Annotated in this window: 19 protein-coding genes and 2 tRNA genes; 18 read left to right on the forward strand and 3 right to left on the reverse strand. The window is 44.0% G+C overall.

Annotated elements, in window-relative coordinates:
• Positions 1 to 14 precede the first annotated feature (14 nt).
• From cydB to OCU77_RS05510, 12 genes are all read left to right on the forward strand, one after another.
• Positions 15 to 1151 carry a cytochrome d ubiquinol oxidase subunit II gene (gene cydB, locus OCU77_RS05455; RefSeq protein WP_107302361.1) on the forward strand — a complete coding sequence of 379 codons (1137 nt, stop codon included), beginning with the start codon at positions 15 to 17 and terminating at the stop codon, positions 1149 to 1151.
• A 12-nt stretch (positions 1152 to 1163) separates the two neighbouring features.
• Positions 1164 to 1271, forward strand: a complete 108-nt coding sequence (cydX, locus tag OCU77_RS05460; protein WP_048898756.1) for a cytochrome bd-I oxidase subunit CydX — start codon at positions 1164 to 1166, stop codon at positions 1269 to 1271.
• On the forward strand, positions 1264 to 1566 hold the full coding sequence (locus OCU77_RS05465; protein WP_048898757.1) for a cyd operon YbgE family protein: 303 nt from the start codon (positions 1264 to 1266) through the stop codon (positions 1564 to 1566). Before cydX ends, OCU77_RS05465 begins: the two co-directional genes overlap by 8 nt.
• A 237-nt stretch (positions 1567 to 1803) precedes the next feature.
• The gene (gene ybgC / locus OCU77_RS05470; protein WP_048898758.1) at positions 1804 to 2217 is read left to right on the forward strand and encodes a tol-pal system-associated acyl-CoA thioesterase; all 414 of its coding nucleotides are present in this window, start codon (positions 1804 to 1806) and stop codon (positions 2215 to 2217) included.
• Complete coding sequence (tolQ, locus tag OCU77_RS05475) at positions 2207 to 2896, forward strand: protein TolQ (protein ID WP_048898759.1); 690 nt, start codon at positions 2207 to 2209, stop codon at positions 2894 to 2896. Before ybgC ends, tolQ begins: the two co-directional genes overlap by 11 nt.
• Before the next feature lie 3 nt (positions 2897 to 2899).
• Entirely contained in the window at positions 2900 to 3343 is a 444-nt protein-coding gene (tolR, locus tag OCU77_RS05480; RefSeq protein WP_048898760.1) for a protein TolR, read from the forward strand.
• A 14-nt stretch (positions 3344 to 3357) separates the two neighbouring features.
• Positions 3358 to 4380, forward strand: coding sequence for a cell envelope integrity protein TolA (gene tolA / locus OCU77_RS05485; RefSeq protein WP_048898761.1), 1023 nt, complete (start codon positions 3358 to 3360; stop codon positions 4378 to 4380).
• A gap of 8 nt (positions 4381 to 4388) precedes the next feature.
• Positions 4389 to 5738 carry a Tol-Pal system beta propeller repeat protein TolB gene (tolB, locus tag OCU77_RS05490; RefSeq protein ID WP_048898762.1) on the forward strand — a complete coding sequence of 450 codons (1350 nt, stop codon included), beginning with the start codon at positions 4389 to 4391 and terminating at the stop codon, positions 5736 to 5738.
• A gap of 32 nt (positions 5739 to 5770) precedes the next feature.
• Complete coding sequence (gene pal / locus OCU77_RS05495; RefSeq protein ID WP_048898763.1) at positions 5771 to 6298, forward strand: peptidoglycan-associated lipoprotein Pal; 528 nt, start codon at positions 5771 to 5773, stop codon at positions 6296 to 6298.
• Positions 6299 to 6311: 13 nt separating this feature from the next.
• Positions 6312 to 7064, forward strand: a complete 753-nt coding sequence (ybgF, locus tag OCU77_RS05500) for a tol-pal system protein YbgF (protein WP_048898764.1) — start codon at positions 6312 to 6314, stop codon at positions 7062 to 7064.
• A gap of 173 nt (positions 7065 to 7237) precedes the next feature.
• A complete protein-coding gene (gene nadA / locus OCU77_RS05505; RefSeq protein ID WP_048898765.1) occupies positions 7238 to 8299 on the forward strand; it encodes a quinolinate synthase NadA in 1062 nt (353 codons plus the stop codon).
• A gap of 91 nt (positions 8300 to 8390) precedes the next feature.
• Positions 8391 to 9248, forward strand: coding sequence for a bile acid:sodium symporter family protein (locus OCU77_RS05510; protein ID WP_048898766.1), 858 nt, complete (start codon positions 8391 to 8393; stop codon positions 9246 to 9248).
• Between the two features lie 100 nt (positions 9249 to 9348).
• Here OCU77_RS05510 and OCU77_RS05515 read toward each other — a convergent pair whose 3' ends face one another.
• On the reverse strand, positions 9349 to 9921 hold the full coding sequence (locus OCU77_RS05515; RefSeq protein ID WP_048898767.1) for a UPF0149 family protein: 573 nt from the start codon (positions 9919 to 9921) through the stop codon (positions 9349 to 9351).
• A gap of 238 nt (positions 9922 to 10159) precedes the next feature.
• Between OCU77_RS05515 and OCU77_RS05520 the strand changes: the two genes are divergently transcribed.
• From OCU77_RS05520 to OCU77_RS05530, 3 genes are all read left to right on the forward strand, one after another.
• A tRNA-Ser gene (locus OCU77_RS05520) sits at positions 10160 to 10247 on the forward strand.
• Between the two features lie 25 nt (positions 10248 to 10272).
• Positions 10273 to 10363: transfer RNA gene (locus OCU77_RS05525), tRNA-Ser, on the forward strand.
• Positions 10364 to 10829: 466 nt separating this feature from the next.
• Positions 10830 to 11060: a DUF6500 family protein gene (locus tag OCU77_RS05530; RefSeq protein ID WP_048896942.1), complete on the forward strand. Its 231-nt coding sequence runs from the start codon at positions 10830 to 10832 to the stop codon at positions 11058 to 11060.
• Here OCU77_RS05530 and OCU77_RS05535 read toward each other — a convergent pair.
• Complete coding sequence (locus OCU77_RS05535) at positions 11047 to 11553, reverse strand: M48 metallopeptidase family protein (RefSeq protein WP_048896943.1); 507 nt, start codon at positions 11551 to 11553, stop codon at positions 11047 to 11049. The two genes, OCU77_RS05530 and OCU77_RS05535, sit on opposite strands and share 14 nt — an antisense overlap.
• A gap of 744 nt (positions 11554 to 12297) precedes the next feature.
• Here OCU77_RS05535 and uvrB point away from each other — a divergent pair.
• The 3 genes from uvrB to OCU77_RS05550 all read left to right on the forward strand — a co-directional run bounded on the left by uvrB (position 12298) and on the right by OCU77_RS05550 (position 16616).
• Positions 12298 to 14313 carry an excinuclease ABC subunit UvrB gene (gene uvrB / locus OCU77_RS05540; protein ID WP_107302363.1) on the forward strand — a complete coding sequence of 672 codons (2016 nt, stop codon included), beginning with the start codon at positions 12298 to 12300 and terminating at the stop codon, positions 14311 to 14313.
• A 535-nt stretch (positions 14314 to 14848) separates the two neighbouring features.
• Complete coding sequence (gene luxO, locus OCU77_RS05545) at positions 14849 to 16246, forward strand: quorum-sensing sigma-54 dependent transcriptional regulator LuxO (RefSeq protein WP_442799766.1); 1398 nt, start codon at positions 14849 to 14851, stop codon at positions 16244 to 16246.
• Between the two features lie 10 nt (positions 16247 to 16256).
• The gene (locus OCU77_RS05550) at positions 16257 to 16616 is read left to right on the forward strand and encodes an Hpt domain-containing protein (RefSeq protein WP_048896945.1); all 360 of its coding nucleotides are present in this window, start codon (positions 16257 to 16259) and stop codon (positions 16614 to 16616) included.
• Here the strand turns inward: OCU77_RS05550 and yvcK are convergent.
• A complete protein-coding gene (yvcK, locus tag OCU77_RS05555) occupies positions 16578 to 17477 on the reverse strand; it encodes a uridine diphosphate-N-acetylglucosamine-binding protein YvcK (protein WP_048896946.1) in 900 nt (299 codons plus the stop codon). The two genes, OCU77_RS05550 and yvcK, sit on opposite strands and share 39 nt — an antisense overlap.
• Positions 17478 to 17640: the final 163 nt, after the last annotated feature.

A 17640-nucleotide genomic window follows, 5' to 3' on the forward strand; every position in this document is an offset into this window, starting at 1 on the left:
AGGGAGATTTAGCAATGTTTGAATATGAAGTATTGCGATTCATCTGGTGGGTACTAATTGGTGTGCTTTGCATCGGTTTTGCAGTAACAGATGGTTTCGATATGGGTGTTGGCGCACTAGTACCTGTTATTGGTAAAACTGATAGCGAACGCCGTGTAATGATTAACTCGATTGCTCCACACTGGGATGGTAACCAAGTTTGGCTTATCACCGCTGGTGGTGCACTGTTTGCTGCGTGGCCTTTGGTTTACGCAACGGCATTCTCGGGTTTCTACTTAGCAATGATATTAACACTCGCTGCACTATGGCTACGCCCAGTTGGTTTTGACTACCGCTCAAAATTGCCTAACGACCAATGGCGTGGCGCATGGGATAAAGCAATCTTTGTTGGTAGCTTTGTACCGCCAGTGATCTTTGGTGTTGCTTTTGGTAACTTGCTTCAAGGTGTGCCGTTTGAGCTTAATGAATTCCTTGTACCAACGTACAAAGGTTCATTCTTTGGTCTACTAAACCCATTCGCACTTGTGTGTGGTCTAGTAAGTTCAATGATGATCATTACGCAAGGCGCTACTTACCTGCAAATGAAAACAACGGGTGAACTTCACACGCGTGCACGCAACGTAACGGTTATTACCGCGATTGCGACGGCAGTATTGTTTGCTATTGCAGGTGTATGGGCACAAAGCATTGAAGGTTTCGTGATTACATCTGAAATCTTAACGAATGCGCCGTCTAACCCACTGACAAAAGAAGTTTCTCGTTTGTCTGGTGCACTATTTGCTAACTATGATGCATACCCATTACTTTGGATTGCGCCTGTATTAGCTGTTGTAATGCCGCTGCTTACAGTACTTGCAACAAAAGCTGACCGTGGTGCGTTTGCCTTCTTAACATCAAGCCTAACAATGGCTGGCGTTATTTTGACATTTGGTTTCGCATTGTTCCCATTCATTATGCCTTCAAGCTTGATCCCTGCTCACAGCCTGACGGTATGGGATGCGACGTCTTCTGAGCTAACGTTGAACATTATGACTGGTGTAGCGTTCGTGATGGTGCCAATTATCTTGGCTTACACTATCTGGACTTACTACAAAATGTTTGGCCGTCTTGATGACAAGTTCATCGAAGAAAACAAAAACTCACTGTACTAAGGAGACGACACCATGTGGTATTTTGCTTGGATTTTAGGTGTTCTACTTGCATGTTCATTCGGCATTATTAATGCGCTTTGGTTAGAAGCAACCGAAAACTTGGATGAGTCTGGTGAGTAAGATAGATCTGTGGGTTAAAGCAGCACACCAGCAGTTGGACTTCGGGGTATTACGCCTTGTAGCCATGCTGGCAGGACTTGGGCTTACGGGCCTAGTTGTTTGGGATCCAACCTTGTTTGCGAAAGCAATCGGTGGTTTTGGCCCAGTTATTTCGCCTGCACTTATTTGGGCGATTTGTACGACAATGATTTACGGTGTGGGCTTTGTTCCCCGTAATTGGTATTGGCAAGTGTTCTTCACGCCATTCTTATCATTGCCTGTATTAACCTACATCTACTGGCTACGGTTTTATTAATCGTACCCCAGCATAATAACGGCCTACTGTGGGAACACAGTAGGCCGTTTTTTTTATTAAGCCGTGCGAGTTATAATATTCCACCTATATGCGACCTTAATATTCGCTAGCCCATCGATGAACTTGACGAACTTATTTACAATTCACCCTATACCAACATCAAATTTATGCAGCTTAATTTCATAAAACTCATTAAGTTAGGTATAGTAAAGTTCGCCGTTTAATATGAGAAAAACCATGGAAACAGCCCAAACCTTTAATTGGCCAATCACTGTGTATTACGAAGATACCGATGCGGGCGGGGTGGTGTATCACTCCAATTACCTCAAGTACTTCGAGCGGGCAAGAACGGAACTCTTGCGAAATAATGGTGTCAGTCAACAAGCATTACTTGAGTGTGATTTGGGGTTTGTTGTTCGCCACCTTGCGATTGATTACATCAAAGGTGCTAAGTTGGATGATCAGCTGCTAGTTCGTACGAAAATCAGCGAATTACGCCGTGCATCTATCGAATTTTGTCAGGATTTAGTTAACAATGAAGGCCAAATCTTGTGTAAAGCCGTGGTTAAGGTAGCCTGTATCCGTTCAAGCTCCATGAAACCAACAGCCATTCCAGAAAATATTAAGTCGGAGATATCTAGTGACTGCTGAATTATCAATTCTAGACCTGTTTTTACAGGCCAGCCTGTTGGTAAAAATCGTAATGCTCATTTTGTTGGGTATGTCGGTGGTCTCGTGGGCAATGATCATCAAACGCTCACAAGTATTATCAGAAGCCAGTTCTAAAGCCCTTCGCTTTGAAGATCGCTTCTGGTCTGCAAATGATTTGTCACAGTTATACCAAGAAGTTCAAGCGCGCAAAGATAGCTTGATTGGTACAGAACAAATATTTTATGCAGGCTTTAAAGAATTTGCTCGCTTGCATCGCAGTAATGGCAAAGTACCAGAGGCTGTGATGGAAGGAACAGGCCGCGCCATGCGTGTATCGCTATCGCGTGAAGTTGACGGCTTAGAAACTAACTTACCTTTCTTAGCAACGGTAGGCTCTATTAGCCCATATATCGGCTTGTTCGGTACTGTTTGGGGGATCATGCATGCCTTTATCGCCCTGGGTGCTGTAAAACAAGCAACACTTGCTATGGTTGCACCGGGTATTGCTGAAGCACTGGTTGCTACAGCGATGGGCCTGTTTGCTGCGATTCCAGCGGTTATGTTCTATAACAAGCTGACAAACCAAGTATCTAAGTTAGAGCACACTTACGCGACCTTTATGGAAGAGTTCTCTAGCATTTTGCACCGCCAAGCTTTCGCTGGTAATCAGGAGCAATAAGCCATGGCTTACCAACCTAAGAAACGTAAGATGACGGCTGAAATTAATGTCGTACCTTATATTGACGTCATGTTGGTACTGCTCATCATCTTTATGGTTACTGCACCTTTTGTGACCCAAGGGGTAGATGTCGAGTTACCTGGTACAACAACGGCAAAAACGGTTGCAGAGTTATCTAAAGATGACAGCGGTGCACCGATCATTATTGAAGTCGATCAACATGGCAATTTAGGGGTCAGCGTTAATAATGCTGATGTGATTCGTGGCCTTGATATGAACACCATGTTGACGCGTGTGCGTGCCGAATTGCAGTTAAACCCTAAATCAACCGTGTTAGTTGGCGGTGATAGCCGTGCACAATATGCTTACATCATAGAAACACTCGATGCGTTAAACCGTGCAGGTGTGGCTTCGGTAGGTCTAATGACTGAACCGTTAGAGCAGTAGGAGCCATAAAGCAGATGAGAAATAATAACTACAGCGTCGCTGTCATCGTTTCGTTATTACTTCATGCTTTACTACTTGTTGCGTTGCTTTGGGGCGCAGACTTTTCCATGTCTAAATCTAAGCAATCAGGCAATACGATTCAAGCTGTAGTGGTTGACCCTGCTTTAGTGAATCAGCAAGCACAACGTATTCGTCAAGAACGTGAAAGTGCGAAAAAGGCTGAACGTGATCGTCTTCGTCGTTTGGAGCAACAAGCAGAAGAATTAGAGAAACAGCGTCAAGCAGAAGAAAAACGCATACGTGAACTTAAAGCTAACAAGCTTAAAGCTGAAAAAGAAGCGCGTTTAGCGGAAAAAGAACGCCAACGTGTTGCGGCTGAAAAGCAAAAAGTAGCAGAAGAGAAACGTAAAGCTGATGCCGCAGCCAAAGTGGCTAAAGCACAGGCTGCTAAAGCAGAAGCTGAGCGCAAATCTAAGCAAGAAGCAGCGAGAAAAGCGGAACAAGAGCGTCAGCGTAAAGTTGAACAACAACGCAAAGCGGAAGAAGCTGCGCGTAAGGCTGAAGAAGCGCGTAAAGCGAAAGTCGCAGAACAAAAACGTGCAGAAGCTGCTGCGAAAAAAGCAGAAAAAGCTCGCATAGAAGCTGAACGTAAAGCGGCAGAAGCAAAAGAATTGCAGCGCCAGCAAGAAGCCGCATTGAACGATATGTTCGCAGGTCTTGAAGCTGAAACGGAGCAACGAGGTGGTGCGAGAGGGCAATTTGTGAGTGATGAAGTGGCACGATACAGTGCGATTTTCACCCAAATGATCCAGCAAAACCTCTTGGTTGATCAAAGCTTTTCGGGCAAAGAGTGTGTTATTCGCATGCGCTTGTCGGCGAATGGTTTATTGTTAGATGCAACAGAGGATGGTGGGGAAAGAACACTTTGTCGTGCTGCAAAAGCAGCGGTGGTGAAAGTCAGTCAATTCCCAATGCCAGAAGATCCTGAAGTAATAGAAAAACTTCGTGCAATCCGCCTAACAGTAAGCCCAGAGTAGAAGGAAGAATTATGAAACGTTGGATTATAGGGCTATTTATCGCTTTTATGGGATTTAGCCAACTCGCCCATGCTGAATTAGAGCTGGTTATTACCGAAGGGGTTAACTCCGCTCGCCCAATTGGTGTCGTACCTTTCAAGTGGGAAGGGGATGGTAAGTTACCTGCTGATATTTCAAGTGTTATTGCCTCTGATTTGCAGCGCAGTGGTAAGTTTAGCCCAATTGCCGCGAGTAAAATGCCGCAGACACCCTATGATGAATCGCAAGTTGATTACGATGCGTGGACATCGATGGGTGTTGATGCCTTAGTCACAGGTAAGATCCGTCAGGACGTCGATGGTAACTATATCGTTGAATATCAGCTCGTTGATATTGTTCGTGGCCAGTTAACCAGTGGTCAAAGCCGTGGTTTAAGTGGTGGTGAGTTGGTACTCACAAAAGATCATTTGTTGCTGAATAACCGGGCCAAGGTTGAAGGCAAGCGCATGCGTCATTTTGCGCACCTGATTTCTGACTATGTTTACGAAAAGTTAACTGGTGAGCGCGGTGCATTCTTAACGCGTATTGCTTACGTTGTTATTGATGATAAAGCGAAATACCCATATCAACTACGTGTTGCTGATTATGACGGCTTTAACGAGCGTTTAGTGCTGAAATCACAACAGCCACTGATGTCACCATCTTGGTCTCCTGATGGTAGCAAGTTAGCTTATGTGAGCTTCGAAAATGGCCAAGCACAGGTATTCGTTATGGATATCTACAAGGGAACGCGTGAAATGATCACATCTTTCCCTCGCCACAATGGTTCACCTCGTTTCTCACCTGATGGCAAGAAGTTAGCAATCGTACTATCAAAAAGTGGTAGCTTGCAGATCTACGTGAAAGATCTAGAAACTAAGGCACTCACACAGATCACTCGCGGACGTGCCAATAACACGGAAGCATTTTGGGATCCTGATGGGCAGTCTTTGGTATTTACCTCAGACAGAGGTGGTAAACCTCAGATATATCGAGTAAATTTAGCTGATGGCAAAACCCAACGTTTGACTTGGCAGGGAAGTCAAAACCTTGGTGGTCAGCTTACACCTGATGGTCGTTACTTAGTCATGGTGCACAGATCTGATTCTGGGTACAACATTGCTAAGCAAGACCTGAAGACTGGAGCTCTTCAAATTTTAACCAAAACATTTTTGGATGAGTCTCCAAGCATTGCACCGAATGGCGGCATGGTGATCTACAGTTCAGTGAATAATAAATCAAACGAACTGTCGTTAGTGTCGATTGACGGGCGCTTTAAAGCACGTTTACCTGCGACGAACGGGCGAGTGCGAGCTCCTTCTTGGGGCCCATATCTCTAACGTTCACGTAATTAGCAAACAAGGAAAATAAAATGCAACTTAATAAAGTTTTAAAGGGGCTGGCAATTGCGCTGCCAATGATGACTCTTGCGGCTTGTAGCTCAACTGAAGGTACTGAAACTTCTGCTTCTGATACTACCAATAAAGCAGCAGAAGAAACTGTAGTAGCAACACCAGTAGAGAACACGACTCCTGTTCTTTCTGAGCAAGAGCTACGTAGCCAAGAATTGCGTCAAGAGCAAACTATTTACTTCAAGTTTGATAACGCAGAAATCCAACCAGATTACCAAGCGATGCTAGAAGCTCACGCTGAATACCTACGTAACAACGCAGGTCAGAAAGTGACTGTTGAAGGCCACGCTGATGAGCGCGGTACGCCAGAGTACAACATCGCACTAGGCGAGCGTCGTGCAAATGCTGTAGCGAAATACCTACAAGCACTAGGTGTATCTGCATCTCAACTTGAAATCGTAAGCTACGGTGAAGAGAAGCCACTTGTGCTTGGTCACACTGCAGCAGATTACGCTAAGAACCGTCGTTCGGTTCTAGTGTACAAGTAATAGGTAGATGACTATGAACAGTAACAAGATGCGCGTTGCCGCATTGGCGTTGCTGGTTGGTGCGGCGACCCAAGTGGTCGCCGCTCCTGCACCCGTTACTGAGCTAAACAGTAGCAGTGCTCAGGGAAATAGCCTTGAGCGATTGGAGCGGATGCTTGAGGCAAGAAACCAAATTCAGATTGATATGCAACGTCAACTTGAACAATTGGCTTCTGAAATGGATGAACTTCGAGGTGTTGTTGAGCGTAACTCGTATGACTTAAGTCAGATGCTAGAACGCCAACGTGAACTGTACCGTGAAGTCGATGCACTAAGCCGCCAGCCGCAAAAAGCAGCAACAGACACTGCGGATAGCCAACCAAAATCCACAGAAACCTACACAAGTAATGTTAGCGAGAACGCCGACTATGAAAAAGCCGTAAACCTTATTCTGAAAGAAAAGGATTACGATGGCGCTGTGAAAGCGTTCGAAGGCTTCTTAGTTGCGTATCCTCAATCGGCTTATAAACCGAATGCCCACTATTGGTTGGGGCAACTTTACTTCACTAAGAATCAGCTGAAACAAGCAGGCGAACAGTTTAAAGCTGTTGCTGATTATAGCGATTCAAATAAGCGCGCCGACGCCTTACTTAAACTCGGTGTGATTGCAGAGCGCAGTAAAAACGTCGAAGAAGCGAAGAAAATGTATCAGGAAGTCGTAAAAACATACCCTGATTCCACCAGTTCTCGACAAGCGCAAGCAAGCTTGAAAAAACTCGGAAAATAATCCGTATCAGACTTCTAGAGGCCAGCACTATGCTGGCCTTTTGTTTATCTATCAGTAACTTTTGTAAGCTATGGCTGATGGCACAGTGACTCTCAGTAAGAAAAGAGGGAAAATAGTACGCTGCTGTGTATAATGACCGGATAGTAAGGACTAGCTGATAGAGCAAGTGAGTAATGAGCTTAACATTCGATCCGTCAGAAACAATCTATCCATTCCCGCCAAAACCTGTGCCATTGAGTGACAGTGAAAAGCAGGAATACATCGCAAAAATTAAAGCCCTTCTTGAGGAAAAAGATGCGGTTTTAGTTGCCCACTATTACACCGACCCAGAAATTCAGGCCCTAGCTGAAAATACGGGTGGCTTTGTTGGTGACTCCCTTGAAATGGCCCGTTTTGGTAATCAGCACCCTGCAAAAACCTTGATTATCTGCGGTGTGCGCTTCATGGGTGAATCTGCAAAAATCCTGACCCCAGAAAAGCATGTACTAATGCCAACGCTTGAAGCTGAGTGTTCACTTGATCTGGGCTGTCCTGCAGATAAATTTACCGAGTTTTGTGATGCTCACCCTGATCATACTGTTGTGGTGTATGCGAATACGTCCGCGGCGGTCAAAGCACGTGCTGATTGGGTTGTTACCTCTAGTATTGCTCTTGAAATTGTTGAACACCTTGATAGTGAAGATAAGAAAATTATTTGGGGCCCAGACCGCCACTTAGGTTCTTATATTGCTAATCAAACTGGCGCTGAAATGCTGTTATGGCAAGGTGAATGCGTTGTTCATGACGAATTTTCAGCTAAAGCGCTTCGTGATATGAAGCACTTACATCCGGAGGCGGCTATTCTTGTTCACCCTGAATCCCCTGCGAGTGTGGTGGAATTAGCGGATGCAGTTGGTTCTACAAGTCAGTTGATTAAAGCCGCGAAAGCGCTTCCAAATCAGAAACTGATCGTAGCGACTGACAAAGGTATTTTCTTCAAGATGCAGCAACTGGTACCAGAGAAAGAGTTGGTAGAAGCACCAACGGCTGGTGCAGGTGCAACTTGTCGTAGCTGTGCGCATTGCCCTTGGATGGCAATGAATGGCTTGAAGGCGATTGAGCAAGCACTTCGTGATGGTGGCAGTGAGCATGAAATCTTTGTGGATGAAGCTCTGCGTGAAAAATCACTCATTCCGTTAAACCGTATGCTGGATTTTGCTGCTGAGCTGCAACTGAAGGTAAAGGGTAACGCATAATTAAGTGACATAGAATCATAATAATGGCGACCAACGGTCGCCATTTTTTTGTGCTACAGTATGGCCATTCTTCAAGTGCAAAGGAAAAAGCATGAGTCAAATGTTATTAACGGTCGCCTTACCAATGGCGCTCGCATGGATGATGTTGTGTGTGGGAATGACACTTAGCATTGCAGACTTTAAACGCGTATCTCAGTATCCATTTAAAGTGATAGCGGCGTTACTGGCACAGCTTGTGGGATTACCATTGCTGGCATACGGCATCATCACTTTGCTAGGGCTACCAGAACCCGTTGCAGTTGGCCTTTGGCTGCTAGCACTTGCTCCAGGTGGAGCATCATCTAATGCGATTACGCACCTGAGCGGGGGAGACTCTGCATTATCAATCACTATAACAGCCATTAGTAGTGTCGTGATCCCTTTCACTATGCCTGTGATGTTTACTTTGTTCATGCCTGAGCTTTCACTCGCGATTCCGCTTAAGACTGCGATCCTACAATTAACTGTAGTCACGCTGTTGCCTGTATTAGTCGGCATGGGCTTACGCCATTATACAGATGAAACATGGTTTACTTCGTTTGCAGAAAAAGCAGGTAAAAGTGCACTTTGGGCTTTGTTTTTCACCGTTATAATTACAGTTACTGCTAATACTGAAGTGTTCCACTTATTTGCTTCGAAGGCGACGCTTGCTGTAGTTGCATTGTGTCTTTTAGGCATGGCGCTTGGGGCCTTAATTGCACGTGTGATGGGTGAGAAGACGGCGATAGTAAAAACATTTGCAATTGAGGTTGGGGTGCAAAATGCAGGAACTGCGATTTTTGCAGCAGTCATTTTATTAGGTCGACCTGAGTTTGCAATAACGCCTTTGCTTTATGGGATCTTAATGAACATTCCCGCATTTGGCCTTATTTATTTGTACCGCATGCAGCAACGCAAGGTGTTAGCGTAAGGCTTCATTAACACGAGCATGTACTAATCAGCCAGATTGAAAATATAAAAAACGGCAGCTATGAGGCTGCCGTTTTTCGTAATTGTGATAAGCAATCAAATTAGTTGCTAACTAATGCGTGCGCACGCTGTGATAGGCCGCAAAGCATCATAGGCACAGATTTAAAGATCTCTTCAAACTGTGCAAGGCCATCTGCGCCTTCTTCAGATAGTGCTTGCATTGCATTTTCTGGATCGTATAGCAGGCTGATAGACAGTAATACACCGCCAAGTAATGCGCTGTCTTCGGTATCTTCAGGCATGATCGTTTCCCAATCATCACGCGCTAACTGCCAACCTTGTAGTAAACCTTCAGAGAAATCACGGGTTGCTTCGGTTACTAGCTCTTTATCGTCTAGTGCACAACCTTCAGGCCAAGCCCAAGTGTTTGTGAGTAGTGATTCTCGGCTTTCATTCCAAATGTTGATAATGGCATTGGCGTATGTTTCAAGATCTTCTTGGCTGGTAAATGGTGAGACTTCTTCGCCACCCCATAAGAAAGCAAGCCATTCAGCTGGGTCTAAAACATGTGGTGCTGCTGCCATTGCTGTTACAAAACCGCGAGTTTGCGCTTCTGGTAGCAATTGTTCCGCTAGTTCTGGGTTTTCGAGGATCACACTTAATTGTGAAGACATAATTCACTCTCAGTTATTAGTAGATTGCGGATACTACCGCCGCACTTTCTAGGTTAATTGCTTTTATTGTATCAGTAGCCCTAAATGCTATCAGCAGTAATAGAGGCATAAATTCATTAAATAATATTATTGTTGTAAATTTGAACGTTCGAGAAGGTAATCGATATTTTTCATTGACCTGATAAAGGCTTAGCACTATAGTAGCCGTCCTGTTGAGCGACATGCTTAACAGATATGTGGTGAGGTGTCCGAGTGGCTGAAGGAGCACGCCTGGAAAGTGTGTATACGGCAACGTATCGAGGGTTCGAATCCCTCCCTCACCGCCATCATCTTTTTAGATGATTACAATTAGGAGAGATGGCTGAGTGGTTGAAAGCACCGGTCTTGAAAACCGGCATACGTTTGTAGCGTATCTAGGGTTCAAATCCCTATCTCTCCGCCACATTTAAGAAAACCGCTGAGCATTCAGCGGTTTTTTTTCGTCTAAATTTTATGATGATGAGATAGGGTGCCGAACCCTAGAGTAGGGTTCACCTGAGCGAAGCGAAAGCACATTGCCCGTGCCGAAGGCGCGAAAAGGCAATAGCCCGAAGGGCGCGAGCTTGCGAGCAGTAAATCCCTATCTCTCCGCCACATTCAAGAAAGGCGCTAATTTATTAGCGCCTTTTTTACGTTTGAGCTAACGTGAAAAGGATTTGTACTAAATCCCGCCATACTCAAAGCGCTTCGCCACATTAAGGAAAGTCCAGCAGAAATGCTGGGCTTTTTTGCATCTGGTTTTTATTAATAATGAAACTATAGCAAGCACAAAAGGCTGGTTATAAAAACATACTGTTTAAATAATCAGTGTTTTGTGGACGTATTAAAACTGAAGCGTTAGGATAATGCGGTGGATTAGGAGGAGCATCATGCGAACATCTTTGCGAAATAAAGTTATTAGCGTTTGCTATAAGAAAATTGAACAGAAGGGCGATAACGTCGGTGTGTCATTTTATGCTTTTTTTGCAAATAAAAACGATGATCCGGCTTTGTTGATGGAAGCAGCGACATGGTGGATAGAGAAGCACCAGCTCGATCATTTTGAAAAAGCAAAGAAAATTATCGAGCTAGTTAAAAGCGAGTCATTTAGCTGTAAATAGGCCCAAAGGTATCGAGTTGAGTCAGATACAAGCGCATATCGAACTCAAGTTGATGGTAGTTAGGCTCCATGTGACAGCATAATTGGTAAAAAGCTTTGTTGTGCTCTTTCTCGCGTAAGTGAGCGAGCTCATGAACCACGATCATTCTTAAAAAGGCTTCTGGTGCCGATTTAAAAATAGCGGCGACACGGATCTCATGTTTTGCTTTTAATTTTCCGCCTTGAACACGTGAAACGAAAGTATGTAGCCCTAGTGCATGGTGGATAACATTGATTTTATTATCAAAAGCTACTTTGCTAATCGGTGCTGACTTTTTTAAGTATTGGTTTTTAATATCGACCACGTAATCATACAGCGCTTTCTCTGTTGTTACAGTGTGTGGCTTTGGGTACTTCTTCAGTAGCAGTCCAGCGAGTTGTTCCTTTGCGATTAGTTGATTAACCTGCTCAGTTAAATGAGCAGGGTAGCCTTGTAGATATTTCAATGTTTGCATGCATACGGTTTCTGAAATAAGAAAATAGCGCTAAATAGTAACGGTAACCTTTAAACAGTGCAATTATGCCTGTGAACGAGTATCAGCTGGTTGTTTTTTATCCGTCATGATTAAGGGGGAGCCACTTCTAAAAATGAGCATACAGACGCCAAAATACAGGTGAAAATAAATCTTGATTTCCGCCAGCCCAGATGTAGCAAGGGTTTACATGAGTTACCCACAAAAACTGTGGATAAGTGTGTTGATGGATGTTTAGGAAGTCATCAAACGGGAGTGCTTACTACTGTTTGGTTGTTTTTTGTACGATCTTGGGCGGGGTTCTAATCCCCTGATATCACTTGCGATTGCAGAATAAAAATCAAGTTTCATTCACAATTTCCAGCGTAAGCTAATTCAGGAAAAGTAGTAAAAATAAGCATGTGAATTGATTTACATCAAAACTTGAATAAACTGTGGATTAATAACGCAAAAAGACAAATTATCAGGATATAATTTGCAATTCATTATCTAAAATGAAAAGTCAGCGGTACTTAAATAAAGAGGGGGCCTGATGAGGTTAATCGTCGTCAGGGGCGTGAAATTTACGCGATCCATAATATAAAGTCAATCCTTCGAGTATGCTTATTTTGAAGATTCGAGTATGTGCCATTAGTTACGACGTAGTGGTATAGCCGCTTCAATGCATTGACTTCAATAGGTGAGTGCGGACAATGTCTTTCAATCATTTCAGTTCGAGTAGTGTAGATGAGTAAACTGTTTAAGCTTTCGTCACCATTTTCACCTTCAGGTGATCAACCGACAGCAATCAATCAATTATTAGACGGGCTAGATTCAGGCCTTGCTCATCAGACATTGCTTGGGGTTACGGGATCGGGTAAGACCTTTACTGTCGCGAATGTGATAGCAGAGAGCAATCGCCCTACCTTGATTTTGGCGCCAAACAAAACATTGGCTGCTCAACTTTACGGCGAAATGAAAGAATTCTTCCCAGAAAACGCGGTGGAGTATTTTGTTTCTTACTACGACTACTACCAGCCAGAAGCATATGTTCCGACGACAGATACTTTCATTGAGAAAGATGCCTCTGTGAACGCGCACATTGAACAAATGCGTTTATCTGCGACAAAAGCATTATTAGAGCGTCGTGATGTTGTCATTATTGCTTCTGTTTCTGCTATTTACGGTCTGGGCGATCCTGATTCCTACCTGAAAATGATGCTGCACGTGCGCCGCGGTGATGTGCTTGATCAGCGTGACGTATTAACCCGTTTGGCGGAATTGCAATATAAGCGCAACGACATGGCTTTTGAACGCGGTACTTTCCGTGTCCGTGGTGAAGTGATTGATGTTTTTCCTGCTGAATCAGAGAAAGATGCTATTCGAATTGAGCTATTCGATGATGAAGTCGACTGCATTAGTTCATTTGACCCATTAACAGGCGCCATTATTCAGCGTGATTTACCACGTTGTACTATTTATCCTAAAACCCACTATGTCACGCCGCGAGAGCGTATTCTTGAAGCGATAGAGAGTATCAAGGAAGAGCTTGTTGACCGTCGTAAGCAATTAATGGACAACAATAAACTGGTAGAAGAGCAGCGTATTTCACAACGTACTCAATTTGATATTGAGATGATGAATGAGTTGGGCTTTTGTTCTGGCATTGAAAACTATTCACGCTACTTGAGTGGACGTGCCGAAGGCGAGCCGCCTCCAACCTTATTTGACTACCTGCCAGCAGACGGCTTGCTGATCATTGATGAATCACACGTTACTGTTTCGCAGATAGGTGCTATGTATCGCGGTGACCGTTCACGCAAAGAAAACTTAGTGGAGTATGGCTTCCGTCTGCCATCAGCATTGGATAATCGCCCAATGAAATTCGATGAGTTTGAAGCGTTAGCGCCTCAGACCATTTATGTTTCAGCGACCCCTGGCAATTACGAGATTGAAAAATGTGATACGGATATTGCTGAACAAGTGGTGCGCCCGACAGGTCTACTGGATCCTGAAATTGAAGTAAGGCCAGTTACAACCCAAGTTGATGATCTACTGTCTGAAATTCGCATACGTGAAGCGAAAGGTGAACGTGTCTTAGTGACGACGTTAACCAAGCGAATGGCAGAGGATCTGACCGAATACTTAGCAGAGCATGGTGTGAAGGTGCGTTATTTACACTCTGATATTGATACGGTCGAACGGGTCGAGATTATCCGTGATCTTCGATTAGGCGAATTTGATGTCTTGGTAGGAATTAACTTGTTGCGAGAAGGGCTGGATATGCCAGAAGTCTCGTTGGTTGCTATTTTAGACGCCGATAAAGAAGGTTTCTTACGCTCAGAGCGTTCTCTGATCCAAACCATTGGCCGTGCAGCGCGTAACCTAGAAGGTAAAGCGATTCTGTATGCCGATCGTATTACTGGGTCTATGGAGCGTGCGATGAACGAGACTAACCGTCGTCGTGAGAAGCAACAAGCTTATAATGAAAAAAATGGCATTGTTCCGAAAGCACTAAACAAAAAAGTGGCTGATATTTTGGAGCTTGGTCAGAGTAAGACTGCGAATAAAGCCGCGAAACTTAACCAGGTTGCGGAGCAAAAAGGACACTATTCATCCTTGTCGCCTCAAGAGCTTGATGCGCAAATTAAAACGCTTGAAACTGAGATGTACGATTATGCTCAGAATTTAGAGTTCGAAAAAGCGGCAGAAACACGTGATAAAATTCATATTTTACGTCAGCAATTTATTGCCAATAGTTAATGAGGGTACCCGTTAGATGATGCTCTAGTGGGTAACTTGCTTGTTCCAGTTGACGCTTTTATCTCCCACTTAAGATACCCCCCAACCTTTCTACTCTTAAGGTGGCTTTTTTGGTCACCTTATACTTAACCATCCTGCATTGCCTAGAATGAATTAGCCAAAGGTACTGAATTTCAGGCAAAAAAAAGCCAACCGTAATGAATTCGGTTGGCGTCATTGTTTTAGTGAAAGTATTCACAAACAACGTCAGTTGGCTAGGTTGACTCTTACGAGTCACGGTTATTATTGCAGACTCTATGCCAACTTTTTTGTGGACGGTGAAATGCACTTTTTTCAGGGCCTTTGTAATGTTTTTAGCCTAATTTTATTCTACACTGGTAAAGTTATTTGCATTTTGCGAATCAAATTGCAAACTGAAATGAGAAAAACAGAAAGCAAAAAATTAATAGCCATAGTTTTTTTGTTTTGATTACAATTAATTTAAGGACGTTAGGAGGTCGCAATGGAAAGCAAAAGTAAACAGCGTCAGGTGCTTATGGTAGAAGATACTGCCTCTGTCGCTGCCTTATATAAATCATACCTTAATCCGTTAGGCCTTCAGGTTGATATTGTGGGAACAGGCCAGGAAGCGCTAGACATGATAGCGTCAACTGTTCCAGATCTTATTTTGCTCGATCTGCGTTTACCCGATATGACAGGAATGGAAGTTCTTGAATCCGTGAGGCGCGATTACGGTAATGTTCCTGTGGTGATCATGACGGCCCATGGTTCTATTGATGTTGCCGTTGAAGCGATGCGTTATGGTGCGCAGGACTTTTTAATTAAGCCTTGTGAAGCTGATCGCTTACGTATCACAGTAAACAATGCGCTAAAACAAGAGCAAAAGGCAAGTAAAAGCACCGAATCCAAACAAGGTGGCGCGCAATATCAAGGTTTCATTGGAAATAGCCTTCCGATGCAAGCCGTTTATCGTGTGATAGAGTCTGCCGCTTCAAGTAAAGCGACAGTGTTCATCACAGGAGAGAGCGGGACAGGTAAAGAAGTGTGTGCTGAAGCCGTTCATGCCGCGAGTCCTCGCAATGATAAGCCTTTTGTTGCACTTAACTGTGCGGCAATTCCCAAAGAACTCATAGAAAGTGAGTTGTTTGGTCATATGAAGGGGGCGTTTACAGGCGCTTCAACGGAGCGACAAGGTGCCGTTGAAATGGCCCATCAAGGGACACTTTTCCTTGATGAGTTGTGTGAAATGGACTTGGACTTACAAAGTAAGCTGCTTCGTTTTATTCAAACAGGAACATACCAGAAAGTGGGGTCTTCAAAGACCCAAACGGTTGATGTTCGATTTGTTTGTGCGACTAACCGTGATCCTTGGATTGAAGTACAAGAGGGGCGTTTCCGTGAAGATTTGTACTATCGCTTGCATGTGATCCCCGTAACTTTACCACCGCTACGTGAGCGTGGTGAGGATGTAATTGAAATTGCTCATGCACTATTGGCGTTGATGTCATTAGAAGAAGGAAAGAATTTCAGTCGTTTCGCAGACCAAGTGACAAATTTCTTCAACCAATATAATTGGCCAGGTAACGTTCGTGAACTGCAGAATGTTATACGAAATATAGTGGTGCTAAATGACAGCGATGAAGTGACATTAGCCATGTTACCGCCTCAGCTGAAATTGAGAAATGGCGCTGAAATTGCATCAGTCCATGAAAGCGTTTCACCAGCACCTATGGTGAAACAACAAACAGTGCCCGCGAGTGGTGACGAACGACAAACCATTGAACCATTATGGATTGTTGAGAAAAGAGCAATTGAAGCAGCAATTGATGCTTGTAATGGCAATATTCCACGCGCAGCAGGCTTACTGGAAGTAAGTCCATCTACCATTTATCGAAAATTACAGACCTGGCAAGAAGTCGCGGGCAGTAAATAGGGAGCGAGTTATGGCGACAGCAATTAATGCAGAAACAATTAAGCGACTGGCAGATGAAGTCGGTCAAGAAACAGTCTCGCTCTTATTCAATGTATTCAGTGATGAACTACATCAATATTTGCATCAATTATCGGACCAACCGTCGGTGAATCAAGTCGGTGAAATTAGCCATGCGATTAAAAGTAGCGCCGCAAGTTTTGGGGCAGATGAACTCGCAGCAATGGCACAAGAGTGTGAATCGCGTGTAAAGCAAGGTCAAGATGAATGGATGAATGACCATTTGCCTGAATTTAGACAAATGGTACAAGGTATGGCGCAAGAATATAAAGCGTTAGCGGCAGACGATCAGCTTATTGATCGCATCCTTTAACTTGGTGCGGTCATGTCGCCAGTTATGGTTGCTGGCCGCTAATGTTTCGATAAACTGTTCATAGCGTGGTGCGATGTCGGGTAAATGTTGCTCGGTAATTACACCATCTACGTATCGTCCCCCCATCGCTCGCTCACACCAGTGCAACATAGTTTCTAGGCTCATCATTCCTGCTGGGCCTTTTTCTTTATCCAGGTTGGTAACAAAGACAATACGTGCTGAAGATGCTTTAAGTGCGGCTGCTATTTCTTTGAGTAACAGCGGTGGCATTACACTGGTTAAAAAGCTACCTGGGCCTAATAAAATTAAATCAGCGTTTTCAATAGCCGATACTGCCTCTTTTGTTGCTGGTACAGCGGGTTCAACATACAGGCGCTGTGGTACTTCCTGTAACTCATCCACACTGGTTTCCCCATAAATAACGTCACCCGTCGGTGTCATTGCAGACAAATCGGCAGGATGCTCACTCATAGGTACTATCTGTGTTTCTACCTTTAGCATGTCTCGGATAAGGTTAATGGCATCAAGGGGGCGGATGCTCAGGTTTCCTAACGCGGTTAGCATTAAATTACCTAAATTATGACCACTTAGCTCACCCGTCCCTTTAAAGCGGTATTCAAATATCATCGAACCAACAGACGGTTCTGTAATTAATTGGTTGATACAGTTACGCGTATCGCCCCATGCAATACCACCTTGGCAGGCTCGGATTCTGCCTGTCGAACCACCATTATCTGTGGTGGTCACAATACCTGTCACGTTAGAACCATGATCGGATAAGGCTGACAACATGCGGCCTAAGCCATGGCCGCCGCCAATGGCAACGATCTTAGTAGAATTTTCAAGTGTGGTATTTGTCATAGCGTTGCATTTTATTGTGATCATAAACGTAAATTAGTGTACCTAATCCTTGTACAGAATACATCCTGCGGTATTCAATATGATAATGGTGTCACTTATTACAATAAATATGCAGCTTATTTTCAAAAAAAGACCCCCATAACGGGGGCTAGCAGAAAGGAAA

Source organism: Photobacterium swingsii (assembly GCF_024346715.1).
Lineage (GTDB): Bacteria > Pseudomonadota > Gammaproteobacteria > Enterobacterales > Vibrionaceae > Photobacterium > Photobacterium swingsii.